The organism is Enterobacter cloacae complex sp. SHL020, from assembly GCF_049236945.1.
GTDB lineage: Bacteria > Pseudomonadota > Gammaproteobacteria > Enterobacterales > Enterobacteriaceae > Enterobacter > Enterobacter dykesii.
In genome coordinates this window covers 225,796-238,287 of sequence record NZ_JBMKJF010000001.1, presented here as the reverse complement: position 1 = coordinate 238,287, position 12,492 = coordinate 225,796, and the positions used below count along the sequence as shown (strand labels likewise).

At 53.7% G+C, this 12,492-nt stretch carries 12 protein-coding genes; 7 read left to right on the top strand and 5 right to left on the bottom strand.

What is annotated here, in order from left to right; all coding sequences use genetic code 11:
- Positions 1 to 17 precede the first annotated feature (17 nt).
- Positions 18 to 863 (bottom strand): N-hydroxyarylamine O-acetyltransferase, encoded by an 846-nt coding sequence (nhoA, locus tag ACOTZB_RS01135; RefSeq protein WP_421626269.1) that lies wholly within the window; start codon positions 861 to 863, stop codon positions 18 to 20.
- A gap of 108 nt (positions 864 to 971) precedes the next feature.
- Between nhoA and ACOTZB_RS01130 the strand changes: the two genes are divergently transcribed.
- The 3 genes from ACOTZB_RS01130 (at position 972) to ACOTZB_RS01120 (ending at position 2,458) form a co-directional block, all read left to right on the top strand.
- Positions 972 to 1,544 carry a flavin reductase family protein gene (locus ACOTZB_RS01130; RefSeq protein WP_032651999.1) on the top strand — a complete coding sequence of 191 codons (573 nt, stop codon included), beginning with the start codon at positions 972 to 974 and terminating at the stop codon, positions 1,542 to 1,544.
- A 126-nt stretch (positions 1,545 to 1,670) separates the two neighbouring features.
- Complete coding sequence (locus ACOTZB_RS01125) at positions 1,671 to 2,033, top strand: CHAP domain-containing protein (RefSeq protein ID WP_421626268.1); 363 nt, start codon at positions 1,671 to 1,673, stop codon at positions 2,031 to 2,033.
- Positions 2,033 to 2,458: a DUF3828 domain-containing protein gene (locus ACOTZB_RS01120; RefSeq protein ID WP_063439020.1), complete on the top strand. Its 426-nt coding sequence runs from the start codon at positions 2,033 to 2,035 to the stop codon at positions 2,456 to 2,458. Before ACOTZB_RS01125 ends, ACOTZB_RS01120 begins: the two co-directional genes overlap by 1 nt.
- A gap of 79 nt (positions 2,459 to 2,537) precedes the next feature.
- On the opposite strand, the gene fusA is transcribed toward ACOTZB_RS01120, so the two are convergent.
- Positions 2,538 to 4,640, bottom strand: coding sequence for an elongation factor G (fusA, locus tag ACOTZB_RS01115; RefSeq protein ID WP_421626267.1), 2,103 nt, complete (start codon positions 4,638 to 4,640; stop codon positions 2,538 to 2,540).
- 160 nt (positions 4,641 to 4,800) lie between these two features.
- On the opposite strand from fusA, the gene ACOTZB_RS01110 reads away from it, so the two are divergent.
- Positions 4,801 to 5,103 (top strand): ArsR/SmtB family transcription factor, encoded by a 303-nt coding sequence (locus tag ACOTZB_RS01110; protein WP_045354132.1) that lies wholly within the window; start codon positions 4,801 to 4,803, stop codon positions 5,101 to 5,103.
- A 69-nt stretch (positions 5,104 to 5,172) separates the two neighbouring features.
- Here ACOTZB_RS01110 and ACOTZB_RS01105 read toward each other — a convergent pair whose 3' ends face one another.
- Complete coding sequence (locus ACOTZB_RS01105) at positions 5,173 to 5,628, bottom strand: GNAT family N-acetyltransferase (protein ID WP_193806881.1); 456 nt, start codon at positions 5,626 to 5,628, stop codon at positions 5,173 to 5,175.
- Positions 5,629 to 5,792: 164 nt separating this feature from the next.
- Between ACOTZB_RS01105 and ACOTZB_RS01100 the strand changes: the two genes are divergently transcribed.
- On the top strand, positions 5,793 to 7,271 hold the full coding sequence (locus ACOTZB_RS01100; RefSeq protein WP_421626266.1) for a PLP-dependent aminotransferase family protein: 1,479 nt from the start codon (positions 5,793 to 5,795) through the stop codon (positions 7,269 to 7,271).
- A 27-nt stretch (positions 7,272 to 7,298) separates the two neighbouring features.
- Here the strand turns inward: ACOTZB_RS01100 and ACOTZB_RS01095 are convergent, their stop codons facing one another.
- Positions 7,299 to 7,934 carry a helix-turn-helix domain-containing protein gene (locus ACOTZB_RS01095; RefSeq protein WP_421626265.1) on the bottom strand — a complete coding sequence of 212 codons (636 nt, stop codon included), beginning with the start codon at positions 7,932 to 7,934 and terminating at the stop codon, positions 7,299 to 7,301.
- 121 nt (positions 7,935 to 8,055) lie between these two features.
- The gene (locus ACOTZB_RS01090) at positions 8,056 to 9,387 is read right to left on the bottom strand and encodes a 2-hydroxycarboxylate transporter family protein (protein ID WP_033145663.1); all 1,332 of its coding nucleotides are present in this window, start codon (positions 9,385 to 9,387) and stop codon (positions 8,056 to 8,058) included.
- A gap of 404 nt (positions 9,388 to 9,791) precedes the next feature.
- Between ACOTZB_RS01090 and ACOTZB_RS01085 the strand changes: the two genes are divergently transcribed.
- A complete protein-coding gene (locus tag ACOTZB_RS01085) occupies positions 9,792 to 10,739 on the top strand; it encodes an AEC family transporter (RefSeq protein WP_193806873.1) in 948 nt (315 codons plus the stop codon).
- A 32-nt stretch (positions 10,740 to 10,771) separates the two neighbouring features.
- A complete protein-coding gene (locus ACOTZB_RS01080) occupies positions 10,772 to 12,457 on the top strand; it encodes an NAD-dependent malic enzyme (protein ID WP_421626264.1) in 1,686 nt (561 codons plus the stop codon).
- Positions 12,458 to 12,492: the final 35 nt, after the last annotated feature.

The following is a 12,492-nucleotide window of genomic DNA, read 5'->3' as shown; positions in this document are numbered from 1 at the left end:
CTAACCCGGCCTGCGTATTATTTCCCGGCCTGAGGATGTGTATCAAAGCCCGCCATTACCGCCGTCAGCTCCGCCAGCGAAAATCCGTGTTTTGCATCGTCAACGCCCAGCCCAAAGCGCTCCTGCATCAGTTGGTAAAGCGCCTCCGCATCCGGTAAGTGGATCTGCTCCTCCACATGGCCGTTCCGCCAGTGGGTAAAGTTGAAGTTGGTTAGCGTAAGCTTGCCGCCGTCCGGCAGATGGCGACACATCAACAGATGATGACGGAAATGCGACTGCGGCCAGTGCGCCGACCAGAAATTCCCCATTACGTAATCGCTGAAATACTGCGTCGTCAGGTCAAACTGGTACATCGACTGCCAGTGCTCGTGATGACGGAACTGCAGCACCCAGTCGTTCCCCTCGCTCAGCAGACGATACAGCCCGTGCGGCGTCTCCTGTTCTTCATTAGCGAGCAGTCGAATCGGCGCCGTCAGCGTCTGGCCGCCAAACCCCACATCGGCTATCCAGCGCTCACCGTTAAGCTCAACCAGCAGCAGACGGTGCGTGCGCGGCGGCATTTGCGGCGGATTCGCTAATACCACCCGTCCCAGCACGCTACGCACCGTAAACCCGACCTCGCGCAATACGCGCTCGAACAGGCCGTTTTGCTCAAAGCAGTACCCTCCGCGACGTGCAGTGACCAGCTTGTCGACCAGGCACCGATCGTCAAGCTGGATTTCACGCGGCAGAACGACATCGATATTCTCAAAAGGGATCGCACAGTTGTGATGTAAATGCAGCGCGCGCAGGGTATCGATATCCACCCGTGTCGGTTGCGCCCAGCCGATGCGGGCGAAATAGGCGGTCAGGAATGGGGACATGAATCAGTTTCCTTTGATTGTGATCTTCTGTTTATAAACTAATTTTACGCACTCACTTTGATTTCCGTGCTTTTTCGTCATACTCATCGGTGTAGATGAGGAGATCCTATGAGCCACTTTCGCCCTGTTGAATTACGTCATGCCAGCCGTCTGCTGAACCACGGCCCTACTGTGCTTATCACCAGTCGGGATGAAAGCCTGGACAGACGCAACGTGATGGCCGCCGCATGGTCAATGCCCGTTGAGTTTGAACCGCCGCGCATCGCAATAGTCGTGGATAAAAGCACCTGGTCGCGTGAACTGATTGAGCGCAGCGGGAAGTTTGGCATCGTCATCCCCGGCGTGGCGGCGGCCAACTGGACATACGCGGTCGGTAGCGTCAGCGGACGCGATGAAGACAAATTTAACTGCTACGGGATCCCGGTCGTGAACGGTCCTGAGCTTGGCCTGCCGGTGATTGAGGAAAAATGCCTGGCGTGGATGGAGTGCCGGTTACTCCCGGTGACAGCCGCGGCAGAAAAATACGATACCCTGTTTGGTGAAGTGGTTTCAGCGGCAGCCGATGAACGCGCATTTATCGCCGGGCGCTGGCAGTTTGACGGGGATAAGCTGAATACGCTGCATCATCTTGGCGCCGGGACGTTTGTGGCGAGCGGGAAGATGGTGAAGGCGCTGGATTGATTTACTTAATCATATCCTTCTGAATTATATTAAATTTCTATGGCATTTTATGTTTACCATTGCGTTTTAAAACGGAGGATATTTCCGGAGTTGCTGCATTCGCACTCGCGCGTTAAGGAAATATCAATGACATGGAATAAAGATGGCGCAATCTCATATGCCAAATCACACGCCCAATCGAAGAGCACGGGTTATTGTGCTCACTACGTCACCGAAGCGATCAGAACGGGTGGAAGATTAAAAATCCCCAATACGCGTCTGGCAAAAGACATGGGGCGGACATTGGTCAATGCTGGATTCCGCCTGGTATACGATCAACCTCATGCCGGTGACATAGCCGTTATCCAGAATATTGCGGGCCACGATAGCGGGCACGTTTGCATATACGATGGTCAGCAGTGGATCAGCGATTTTGTACAACGCTCTCTGTATCCAGGACCGGCCTACCGAAACATACAGCCTCATTACGAGCTGTTCAGGCATGACTAATGAAAACACTCTTCTTTTTACTTTTCGCCCTGTCTCCATTCGCTGTCGCAGATAACATTTATGCACCGGGCCAGGCGGCGCTTAAATTCAATCAATGGTATATCGCGCAGTTAGACCAGAACAAACCGCCCGTACTCAATCCGGACATTATGAATGATTACGTTGCCGCAGAGACTATCGCAGCAATTAAAGAAATGTACTCTGGCGACAGTAACGAAAAAGACATGCCAGATGCGGATATGTTCATCAAATCGCAGGATTGGGATGAAGACTGGAATCAGATAACCGTCTTGCATTCTGATTTTGATGCCGTTTGCACAAACGTCTATATCGCGTTTGGGAAGAAACAAGATCACGTTGTAGCAGATTGTCTCGTTCAGGAAAAAGGCGTATGGAAAGTTCGCTCGGCCACTCTGATTAAGTAACAACGTGATATGAAAGGAAACGCCCTCTGTCGCAGAAGAAAAAGCACATGGTAGCCCAACGACTACCATGTGCAGTTAATTAACTCTTCGCACGTCGTGAAATAATCTCATCCGCAACATTCCGCGGGGCTTCCGCAAAATGATGAAACTCCATCGTATACGTCGCGCGTCCCTGGGACATCGAGCGCAATGTCGTGGCATAACCAAACATCTCTGCCAGCGGCACGTCAGCACGAATAATCTGGCTTCCGTACTGCTCCGCCATCCCCTGCACCATGCCGCGGCGGGAAGAGAGATCGCCCATGATGTTACCGGCGTACTCTTCCGGCGTTTCCACCTCCACGTGCATGATCGGCTCAAGGATCACCGGATCCGCCCTGCGGGCCCCCTCTTTAAAGCCGAGGATCGCCGCCATGCGGAACGCCATCTCCGAGGAGTCGACGTCGTGATATGAGCCAAACGTCAGCGTCGCTTTGACATCGACAACCGGATAGCCCGCCAGCACGCCGCTGTTCATCGCTTCCCGCAGCCCTTTCTCAACGGACGGAATATACTCGCGCGGCACCACGCCGCCCTTGGTGGCATCTTCAAATTTAAAGCCACTTCCGGGCTCAAGCGGCTCCAGGCTCAGCACCACATGGCCGTACTGCCCTTTGCCGCCGGACTGACGAACAAATTTACCTTCGATATCCTTCACCGTTTTACGCAGGGTTTCACGGTAAGTTACCTGTGGGCGGCCAATGTTCGCCTCGACGCCAAACTCACGCTTCATTCGGTCGACGATAATCTCAAGGTGTAGCTCACCCATCCCGGAGATAATGGTCTGGCCGGACTCTTCGTCAGTATGCAGGCGGAAAGAGGGATCTTCCGCCGCCAGACGCTGCAGCGCGATCCCCATTTTCTCCTGATCGGCCTTAGTTTTCGGCTCGATCGCCAGCGAAATAACCGGGTCCGGGAACTCCATGCGTTCAAGCGTGATCACTGCATTAGGATCGGTGAGCGTGTCGCCGGTAGTCACATCCTTCAGCCCAACGCAGGCCGCGATGTCTCCGGCGCGCAGTTCGTCCACCTCGTGACGATCGTTGGCATGCATCAGCACGATACGCCCGATGCGCTCTTTCTTCCCTTTCACCGGGTTATACACCGCGTCACCTTTGCGCAGCACGCCAGAGTACACGCGGATAAAGGTCAGTTGCCCGACGTACGGATCGCTCATCAGCTTGAACGCCAGGGCCGAGAACGGCTCATCATCGCTCGGATGACGCTCCGCGTGCTGCCCTTTTTCATCCACGCCATCAATGGCCGGCACGTCCAGCGGCGACGGCATAAGCTCAATGACCGCATCGAGCATGCGCTGCACGCCCTTATTCTTGAACGCGCTGCCGCACAGCATCGGCTGAATTTCACCCGAGATGGTGCGAATACGCAGCCCTTTGATGATTTCCGCTTCGTCGAGATCGCCGGTTTCCAGGTATTTGTCCATCAGTTCATCGCTGGCTTCCGCCGCCGCAGAGACCATCTTTTCCCGCCATTCCTGAGCGGTATTGACCAAATCGTCCGGCACGGGAGCATAGGTAAACACCATGCCCTGCGTCGCATCGTCCCACAGAATGGTGCGCATCTTGATGAGGTCCACCACGCCGGTGAAATGATCTTCTGCACCCACCGGAATGACAATCGGCACCGGATTGGCCTTCAGGCGCTCCTGCATCATCCGCACGACGCGGAAGAAATCGGCACCCGGACGGTCCATTTTGTTGACGAAGGCCAGACGCGGAACGTGATATTTATTGGCCTGACGCCAGACGGTTTCCGACTGCGGCTGCACGCCACCCACGGAGTCATACACCATCACGGCGCCGTCGAGCACGCGCATGGAACGTTCCACCTCGATGGTGAAATCCACGTGGCCCGGGGTGTCGATGATGTTGATCCGGTGCGGTTCATAGCCTCTGTCCATACCCGGCCAGAAGCAGCTGACGGCCGCGGAGGTAATCGTGATCCCGCGCTCTTGCTCCTGCGCCATCCAGTCAGTGGTTGCCGCGCCATCGTGTACTTCACCCAGCTTGTGGCTCATCCCGGTGTAAAACAGGATGCGCTCAGTGGTGGTGGTTTTACCGGCATCGATATGCGCGGAGATACCGATGTTGCGATAACGTTCGAGAGGGATGGGTCGGGGCATGATATTTCCTTAAGTCTTATGACTTGTCTGTGACGACCAGGATGGTCGTGCATTCGTTCGTTTGCTATAATAGTCCTATTGTACGAGTATTATCGAACTATTTTTTAACGGTTGACCTATTGTTGATATAGCTCAATCTGACGCCAAACGCAGGAAAACGATGATCCCAAACCACCCTGAAACTGAACAAATATTGCTGGAAAATGTGCTGTTTGCCCTCGGCAATCCGCTCCGGCTGTCGATTATTCGCCGGCTCGCCGATGGCAGCGAACTCAGCTGTAACGCGCTGCGTCCGGAAGATGTGGTGAAGTCCACGATGACACACCACTGGCGCGTTCTGCGCGACAGCGGCGTGATCTGGCAGCGCCCGCAGGGACGGGAGAACATGATTTCGTTGCGAAGAGAGGATCTTGATGCCCGTTTTCCAGGGCTGATGGAGATACTTTTACAGGCCAAATCATAAGGACATGCCTGTTTTTTCCTGAAAAATGCCCCGTACATATTTCATGGGGCATTACGTCAGCGAAGGGATTTATCTAACCTGCATACGATATTCAATCATTCCACTTTTCTTCGCAATCCAGTCGTACAATCGTTGCCCGCGATAGTTGGCTTCATGCGTATGCCAGTAAAGGTGGCTGGCGTGATGTTTTCTGGCCTCTCTCTGAACATATTCTATTAGCTGTTTGCCAATGTGTTTGCCCCTTACGGCTTCGCAGACGTATAAATCTTCGAGGTAGCAGTAATCGCTCTCAGCCCAGGTCGAGCGGTGAAAAAGATAATGCGCAAAACCCACTATGTCTCCATTACATCGTGCTACCACGCAGAATAGCGGCTCAACGGGGCTGAAAAATCGCTGCCAGGTTCGTTGAGTGACGGCCCCAGAGAGGTCGACATTATAAAATTCCTGGTATTTACTCCACAGTGGCATCCAGCTTTCAAAATCACGTTCTTTAACTGCCTCAATTGTCACGCTCGTATTATTCATATTGCCTCTTTGGTCACCCGTTTATTCGTTTCAGGAAGAGTGTATTCGCTGAATGGCACGTTTTGCCCCGCCAATTCTCGCCATCAAGGCAGACCAATTTTTCATCCTTCTGCGTGCAATATTGCTTTAGAATCAAAAGACACAGAGGGAAAGTGGACAACGTAATGTTTAAGCACGCGCAGCTAGAAACGGTTAAGGCATGGATTATCGACCCCGCTAACGGATCGCTACCGCTTCATGAAAGGATCCAGAGAGCAATACGGACGTTGATACTGGAAGGGGTATTATCTCACGGTAGGGCCCTTCCTGCCTCACGCGCTCTGGCGGCTTCTCTCAGCGTTTCCCGGGATACCATAGAAGCGGCCTACTCCAGCCTGCATGCCGAAGGTTTTATTGAGAGACAAACAGGCAGAGGGAGCTTCGTCTCTTCCAGCGCGCGTTTTTTAAAACCCCGTCCTCGACAGCATCAGCCAACCGCTGAGATACGAAAAGCAAAACTCAGCGTCCGGGGAAAGATCGTTTATGAAAGCGGCGGGATCCGCGAATTTTCCTCCCCTCGACCCCTTGCGCCCGGCATTCCTGAAACCCGCATGTTTCCCATTTCGATCTGGGAGCGTCTTCAGCGACAGGTCCTGAAGGAGTTTCAGCACCAGGCGTTAGAGCAAAGTCCACCCCAGGGTATAGAGCGCCTGCGACGGGCAATTGCGGAATACGTCAATCTTGAGCGCGGGACGCGCGCGAGGGCGGAACAGGTCATCGTTCTGACAAGTTCTCAACAGGCGCTCGCGCTCTGTTCCCACGTGCTGATGGACGCCGGGGATGGCATTGTCATTGAAGATCCCTCCTATCAAGGGGCGCACAAAGCGTTCAACGCTGCAGGGCTTCGCTGTATTCCGGTTCCTCTTGATGAAAAAGGCATCTCGGTTGACGGGCTTAATTCTCTGACCGAGCCTGCCAGGGCAATCTACCTGACGCCTTCTCATCAGTACCCTACCGGTGTGACGCTCTCTCTTGACCGACGACTGGCAGTTATTAAATGGGCAAACCGTTACGGAGCCTGGATTATTGAGGATGACTATGACAGTGAGTTTCACTACGAAGGCAAGCCTATGGCCAGTCTTCAGGGGCTTGATACGTACAACCGGACAATTTATATCGGCACGTTCACCAAGTCTCTGTTCCCTGGGCTACGTATTGCCTACACCATCGTTCCCTCAGAACTGACAGAGCCCTTTACCATGGCGAGGACATTAATGGATGGTCACACCGCCTCAATAACCCAGCTGACGCTGGCTAAATTTCTGGAGGGAGGCCATTTTGGCGCCTATGTTCGTAAGATGCGGAGTATTTACGTTGCTCGTCGAGACGCGCTGGCAAGCATGATGGACGAATATCTCTCCGAATATGTTACCTGTGAAACGCCAGCGGGCGGAATGCAAATGCCTTGTCACCTGAAGCACGGGATATCCGAGAAAGAGATAGCCGCCGCCGCCCGCCGCTCGGGTGTTGATATACTTGGTCTTACCGATTTATATGCAGGTCCCCCCGCGTCAAGCGGTTTTTTGATGGGATTTGCAGCTTACACGGAAAGGGAAATAGAAGACGCTGTAAAAAAACTGGCCGCAATTTTCCATCATGTTTGATGCCGCCGACGGGTAAGAGACTGACACTCATTCCGGGCGAGCAAGGCTATAGGCTGGGATCCGCCGGGTTGTTTTGGTGAGCGTATCAAACACCTCGGCGTCGGACGTCACGATCCTCATCCCCGTTTTGCGTAATCTCTGCACATCAGCCGCGATGCGCTGAATGCCAAACCAGAAAAGCCCGTCGAGTGCCGTCACCGACAGCCCGTTTTCCAGCGCCAGCCTGAGGCGTTCCTTCGGGGCTTTAACCTGCTGGGCAATTTGCCGGTAAGGCAGTTCATTGCATCCTGTCGCGTCACTGCGCTGGATACGGGTTTTCAGCTGATAGGTAAACTCGTCAGGTATGCCGTCGAGATCCCTTTTAAGGCTATAGACGCAGCCAAAGCGCTTGCCGTTAAACAGAACATTTTTCTGGCTGAGCTGAAGCTCTTTTCTGACAACGTCTATCAGCTGAGGCGCACGGGTAAGGAGTAGCCTGAAGGGCAGCTCGAAGCTGGTGACGTAATCCACATTAAGCAGCGCGAGACGCAGACGATCCTCTGCACCAGACTGTTGCTCACGACACTCCTCCATCACCTCTGCCCACTGGCGCGTCAGGCGCTCCGGCTCGGCGGCTTCGGTAAGGAGGTATTTTTCAATCTGATAATCAACTCTTCCGGTCATCGTGTGGTATCCCGTCACTGTGGATGCGGTAATTCTATACAGCACGGTGAGTTTTATAAAGGACTGAACCGCAGCGGCACCCTGAAAATGTCGTTGCGATTCAGCATCCTGACGTATCGGATCAGTGCGCCATAATCCAGCCCATCAGCAGCGTGGCGAAAATCACCGTCGACGCGCCGCCGATGCGGGTGGCGATCTGCGCGAACGGCATGAGCGACATCCGGTTAGACGCGGACAAAATGGCCACGTCCCCCGTTCCGCCCAGCCCGCTGTGGCAGCAGGTCACAATGGCCGCTTCCACAGGATACATATTCAGACGCGACGCGATAAAGTAGCCGCTCAGCGCCATCGCAATCACAACCGAACCGCATACCACCACGTATCCCACCGAAAAGACCGACACCACGCTCTCAAGCGGCACGTATAACATCCCGAGGCCGATCATCAGCGGCCAGACCAGCGCAGCCGAGACGAATTTATAGCAACTGTGCGCGCCCTGCTCCATTGAGGCAGGGATCACCCTGAAGTATTTACACAGAACGGCAATCAGGATCATCAGCACCGGACCAGGAATGTGAACCAGTTTTTCAAACAATCCGCCGACGATGAAAAACGCGCACACCATCAGCAATCCGCCCCCCATCAGATGAAAATCCGTCTGCTGCGTGCTTTGCGCCCCTGCAAACAGGCTGGCGTCGTCTTTACTCCGCGTAAGCATGCCATTTCCCGAAAGCGCAGGACGTTTCGCGCCGAGACGCGCCAGCGAGCCCGCACAAATAATGGCGAAGATATTCCCGACGACCGCAGCGGGTGCCAGCTGCGCAACGTAGACGTCCGGCGTCTGCCCCAGTATTGCCGAATAGGCCAGGGACAGCGGCAAAATCCCCTCGCCGATCCCGCCGCCGATAATGGGCACAATGATGAAGAAGAAGGTGTGGTAAGGCGTATAACCAAACAGTGAGCCCACAATGAGGCCGCTCAGCACGGCCATGCATGTTCCGGCCACCAGCGGAACAAACATGCGCATCATCCCCTGGATCAGCAGCACCCGGTTCATCCCCAGAATGCTGCCGACTACCAGGCAGGCGATGACGAAATAGAGCAGATTCGCCTCTTTCATCAGCAGATGGACGGTATCAAGGGTATGTTTCCCGAATACGCCAAAATAGACCAGCACGGAAGGCACCATCAGGCACAGGATCGCCGGGCCGCCGATATCTTTCAGCACCGGGATTTGACGCCCTACTTTGGCAAACGCGAAGCCGAGGGTCATAATGACCGCGAGACCACCAATCATATTTTTTGGCAGCAGCCCTGCCCAGGCGGACGTCGCCACAATCGCGGCAATCCCGACGAACAGCATCAACGGGACCGTGCCCACCTCGGTATTGTTGAGCCCAAAGGCAAAACGCGAGGTCGACAGTTCAGAAGTCGGTACAGGATTATCTTTCATATAATCACCTGAATTTGTGTTCGGATAAACAGAGAAAGGAATAACTGAAACTATTCCTGATACGAATAAATGTTCTTAAATATAAATAAAGACTTAGATGGCCTTTTCTAAAAACAGGCTCACGATGAAATTATCACGGGCCTGCCGGGAGAAATGTGAACAATTCGGCTCTTTGCCTTTAAATAACTTAATTCAGCATTAAGTAACTAAAGTTATTTTTAACAGCTAATGTCGCTTTCTTGCGTCATATCAATATTTGACGAAAGTATTAGTTATCCAACTAATGCAATCTTTTTGAAATTAATAAAACCAGAGAGAGTGTGACCCTTGTCACTCCTGCCCTGCTTTCTAAGCGCTAGATTAGCGCTGCAATAAAACACATAAAATACCCTACAGGAAATACTATGCCTTCATTACTATTACAGTCACTGTTTCCGCTCGTCTTTATAATGTTACTTGGATGGCTAAGTGGAAAGCTGGGATATTCCCGACGTGAAGATGCAAACGTTATGGCAACCGTGGTGATTCGTTTCGCCCTTCCTTTCCATCTTTTTATCGGTGCATTGCATACCGATCCCAATAAAATTAAGAACCTGACCTTTATGGCCGTTTTAGTTGTCGGTTTAATGGGGTCGTATTTACTGACGCTATTTATTTCACGCTACGTTTTTCGCCACGATATCAAAACCAGCGCCATTCAGTCTCTGGTTTGCGCCTTTCCCGATATGGCTTACTTTGGCGCACCGGTCCTGGCGGTATTGATTGGGCCGGAAGGATTTATCGGCGTGCTGATTGGCAATATTATTACCAGCGTTATCATGATCCCCCTGACTATCGTCCTGATTCGTATGGGTGATAAAAACGGTCAAGATGGTCTGGAGGCGCTGCACCCGGGCGCGATGATCGTGCAAAACCTCATCAAAGCGGCACGCAATCCTATCGTCTGGATCCCGGTCTCCGGCGTATTGCTCAGCCTGGCCGGCGTGCAAATCCCTGCCATTCTCAGCATGCCTATTGAGATGGTTGGCAAGGTTTCAGGCGGACTGTCCCTGTTTGCCCTCGGCCTGCTGTTTTACGGTGAACGTCCAAAACTGAACGTGCAGACGTTTACCAATATCAGTATTAAAAACCTTATTCAGCCGGCAATGATGGCCGCCGCGGGGATCGCCTTTGGCCTGAGCCACACCTTACTGCAGCAGGTCGTCATTATTGGCGCAACACCTTCCGCGATTGCCGCGGGGATGTTTGCGTTGCGCAGCGATACCTATATTGATACCGCATCCTCTTCCATATTAATTGGTACTGCCGTCGGGGTCGTGACCGAAGGCATTATGATCTATTTCATCTCTTAATCTTTTTTATTTAAAAAATTCAGGAGTTAACCATGTCCCGGAAAGAAGTTCTGTACACCCCCTATAACGGGGCCGTATTGCTGGAAAATCCGCTGCTAAATAAAGGGCTCGCATTTATTAAAGAGGAGCGTGACAATTTTAATCTGCATGGGTTATTGCCGCACAACGTTGAAACCATTGAGGAACAAACCGAGCGTGCCTGGGTGCAGTTCTGTCATTTTAAAAGCGATATTTCGCGTCACGTTTACCTGCGAAATATCCAGGACACCAATGAAACTCTTTTTTATAACCTCTTGCGTTCTCATCTCAAAGAGACGTTACCGATTATCTATACCCCGACGGTCGGTGAAGCCTGCGAGCATTTCTCCACGATTTATCGACGCGCGCGCGGCCTGTTTATTTCATGGCCGAATCGCCATCGTATTGATGAGATGCTGCAAAGCTTTTCGCGCAACGACGTTCGCGTGATTGTGGTGACGGACGGGGAACGTATTTTAGGGCTTGGCGATCAGGGTATCGGCGGAATGGGTATCCCAATTGGCAAGCTGTCGCTCTATACCGCCTGCGGCGGGATCCATCCGGCCTCTACCCTCCCGATTATGCTGGATGTTGGCACCAATAATCAGCAACACCTCGACGACCCGATGTACATGGGCTGGCGCCACCCGCGCATCAGCGACGACCAGTACGCTGAATTTATGGATATGTTTGTCAGCACCGTTAAAGCGCGCTGGCCCAATGTGCTCCTGCAATTTGAGGACTTCGCGCAGAAAAATGCCACCAGGCTGCTCCAGCGCTACCGCGACCAGCTGTGCTGCTTCAATGATGATATCCAGGGTACGGCCGCCGTGACCGCCGGTACGCTGATGGCGGCGGCCCATGCGGCAGGCACGCGCATTCGCGACCAGCGCGTGGTCTTCCTGGGCAGCGGCTCTGCCGGATGCGGGATAGCTGAAAAAATAGTGGCGCTGATGGTGGATGACGGCCTGACCGAGCCGGAAGCGCGCAGCCGGATCTTTATGGTCGATCGCTTCGGCCTGCTGACTGACGACATGACGAACCTGCTCGATTTCCAGAAAAACCTGCTTACCGCGCGCGACGCCGTTTGCAGCTGGCAGGTTGACGCGAAGAACATTTCCCTGCTGGACGTTGTGAAGAACGCGCATCCCACGGTGATGATCGGCGTTTCGGGCCAGCCGGGGCTGTTCAGCGAAGAGATTGTCAAAGAGATGCATCGCCACTGCCCGCGCCCCATCATCATGCCGCTCTCGAACCCGACCTCGCGGGCGGAAGCCCAGCCGCAGGATCTTATCGCCTGGACCCAGGGTGCCGCACTGGTGGCTACCGGCAGCCCGTTCGCCCCGGTATTCTGGGAGAATGAACACTACGAGATCGCCCAGTGTAACAACGCCTATATCTTCCCGGGTCTGGGGCTGGGCGTACTGGCCTGCAACGCGCGCCGGGTGACGGAAGAGATGCTGATGGCAGCAAGCCGCAGCCTGGCCGCGCAATCTCCGCTGGTCACCACGGAAAAAGGCGGATTGCTGCCGCCGGTAGATCAGATTGAAACGGTCTCACGCCAGATTGCCGTCGCCGTCGCCCGGGCCGCGATTGAACAGGGCGTGGCTCCGACGATAGATGATGAGACGCTGATGGCGCGTATTGAGAAGACCTGGTGGCAGGCGGACTATGCGCCGTACCGCAGGTCTGCGCTGTAAGCCTCGATCCTGCCCTCACTGCACGGTGAGGGCAG

What these genes read in the sequence shown, in the direction of transcription:
- nhoA (WP_421626269.1), bottom strand. Translation starts at nt 863, where the DNA reads ATGTCCCCATTCCTGACCGCCTATTTCGCCCGCATCGGCTGGGCGCAA.
- ACOTZB_RS01130 (WP_032651999.1), top strand. Translation starts at nt 972, where the DNA reads ATGAGCCACTTTCGCCCTGTTGAATTACGTCATGCCAGCCGTCTGCTG.
- ACOTZB_RS01125 (WP_421626268.1), top strand. Translation starts at nt 1,671, where the DNA reads ATGACATGGAATAAAGATGGCGCAATCTCATATGCCAAATCACACGCC.
- ACOTZB_RS01120 (WP_063439020.1), top strand. Translation starts at nt 2,033, where the DNA reads ATGAAAACACTCTTCTTTTTACTTTTCGCCCTGTCTCCATTCGCTGTC.
- fusA (WP_421626267.1), bottom strand. Translation starts at nt 4,640, where the DNA reads ATGCCCCGACCCATCCCTCTCGAACGTTATCGCAACATCGGTATCTCC.
- ACOTZB_RS01110 (WP_045354132.1), top strand. Translation starts at nt 4,801, where the DNA reads ATGATCCCAAACCACCCTGAAACTGAACAAATATTGCTGGAAAATGTG.
- ACOTZB_RS01105 (WP_193806881.1), bottom strand. Translation starts at nt 5,628, where the DNA reads ATGAATAATACGAGCGTGACAATTGAGGCAGTTAAAGAACGTGATTTT.
- ACOTZB_RS01100 (WP_421626266.1), top strand. Translation starts at nt 5,793, where the DNA reads ATGTTTAAGCACGCGCAGCTAGAAACGGTTAAGGCATGGATTATCGAC.
- ACOTZB_RS01095 (WP_421626265.1), bottom strand. Translation starts at nt 7,934, where the DNA reads ATGACCGGAAGAGTTGATTATCAGATTGAAAAATACCTCCTTACCGAA.
- ACOTZB_RS01090 (WP_033145663.1), bottom strand. Translation starts at nt 9,387, where the DNA reads ATGAAAGATAATCCTGTACCGACTTCTGAACTGTCGACCTCGCGTTTT.
- ACOTZB_RS01085 (WP_193806873.1), top strand. Translation starts at nt 9,792, where the DNA reads ATGCCTTCATTACTATTACAGTCACTGTTTCCGCTCGTCTTTATAATG.
- ACOTZB_RS01080 (WP_421626264.1), top strand. Translation starts at nt 10,772, where the DNA reads ATGTCCCGGAAAGAAGTTCTGTACACCCCCTATAACGGGGCCGTATTG.